The sequence below is a fragment of the Bacillus sp. EB V-12 genome (genome assembly GCF_056158125.1).
The window spans coordinates 1-1,696 of the sequence record NZ_JBUXJL010000046.1; the positions used below are offsets into that span (position 1 = coordinate 1).

Here is a 1,696-nt window from a genome sequence, read left to right on the forward strand (position 1 = left end):
GGATACGATTGAATAAACGCGGCAGACCTCGAGAGTTTGATTATTCCTCAATTGTAGATGTTGCAATGAAAACATTTTGGTTAAGAGGATATGAAGGATGTTCTACACAAGATTTATGCAGTGATACAGGACTTGGAAAAGGAAGTTTATACAATACTTTCGGTAGTAAACATGAACTGTATAAACAAGTATTAGAACGCTACCATGAAATTGGGATTAGGGAACAAAAGAAATTGTTACATACTCCAATTCCAGTTAAAGAACGATTAAGTAATTTTTTTGAATGGGCATTGAAAGAAGACTTTGAGAATATGGATCAAAAAGGATGTTTATTGATTAATGCCAGTATAGAACGTGCTAAAAACGATTTAATGGTACAAGAAATTTTCTCGAAGCATGTTGAACTTCTTAAACAAGCTATTGAAACAGTGATGGAGGAAGGATTGCAAACAGGTGAAATTTCAAAGAAGCAATCAGCTGAGGAATTAGCTAGTCTGCTTTTAAGCAGTTATTACGGATTCCGTGTTCTTAATGTATCGATGCAAAATCGGATGTTGTCTGAACAAGTTATCAAAGGAACAATAGAGTCTATTTGTGGCGCTTAGTGCGCTCTTTTTTTGCACTATTTTTGTACCGATCATTACAATAATGAATAAGGAGTGTTTTTATGCCATCGATTATTTATTTATTAGCTTTAGCAATCTTTTGTATGACTACATCAGAATTTATGGTTGCAGGTATGATGAATGAACTTGCTCTTGCATTCCAGGTTCCTGTATCATCTATTGGGTATTTAATTTCAGCTTATGCAGGAGCAATGGTAATAGGAGGCCCCATTTTAACTGCAATCCTCTTACGAATGCGCAGCAAACAAGCGTTATTGTTTTTAATGTTCATATTTTTAATTGGTCAATCGCTCGGAGCTATCGCTTGGAACTATGATATTATGATGATTTCACGTATTATAACTGGTATTGCTTCAGCTTCAGCTTTTGGAGTTGCGATTTCCTTTTCTGCGACATTGGTTCACTCTGATTCAAGGGGAAAAGCTGCATCAATTGTACTTGCAGGTTTAATGTTCGCAACTGTATTAGGTTTACCTATAACGACCGTTATTTCGCAATATTTTGGCTGGCGGATTAGTTTTGGAGCTGTTTCTGTTCTTGTGCTAATATCAGGGATTATGATTCAACGGTTGTTACCATCCTCTTCAAATAAAGAGCAATTAAATTGGAAAGACGAACTTCTGCGATTTAAGAATATTCATCTTTGGGCAGCGTATATAACAAGTATGTTCATTATTGGTGGTACGTTTGCAGCATTTAGTTATTTCACTCCTATCTTTACAAATGTTACAGGGTTTTCAAGTGCAAGTATTCCATATTTACTTGCTCTCTATGGTAGTGCGACGGTAATTGGGAATATAATAATTGGCAAGTTCGCTGATAAATTTACAATGAAAATACTTATGGGTGGATTAATTATATTAATCATAGCGTTGTCTTTATTTGCTTTAAGTGCAGAGAATAAATACATTGCAGTGATTTCTACGATTTTTATTGGTTTAACTGGTGTAGCATTGAATCCAGCTATGGTTGCGAGGGTGATGAAAACAGCTAGTAATGGAATAATGATAAATACCGTTCATAGTTCTTTTATTACGCTAGGTATTGTTATTGGTTCGTCACTAGGTGGT

The 1,696-nt window shown here is 35.2% G+C and carries 2 protein-coding genes; both read left to right on the forward strand.

The features are described 5' to 3' along the window. Nucleotides 1–8 precede the first annotated feature (8 nt). Nucleotides 9–605 carry a TetR/AcrR family transcriptional regulator gene (locus tag ACZDYH_RS30285; RefSeq protein WP_098282245.1) on the forward strand — a complete coding sequence of 199 codons (597 nt, stop codon included), beginning with the start codon at nt 9–11 and terminating at the stop codon, nt 603–605. A gap of 62 nt (nt 606–667) precedes the next feature. Beyond that, nucleotides 668–1,696, forward strand: a 1,029-nt coding sequence (locus tag ACZDYH_RS30290; RefSeq protein ID WP_474888028.1) for an MFS transporter, incomplete at its 3' end; no start/stop codon positions are given.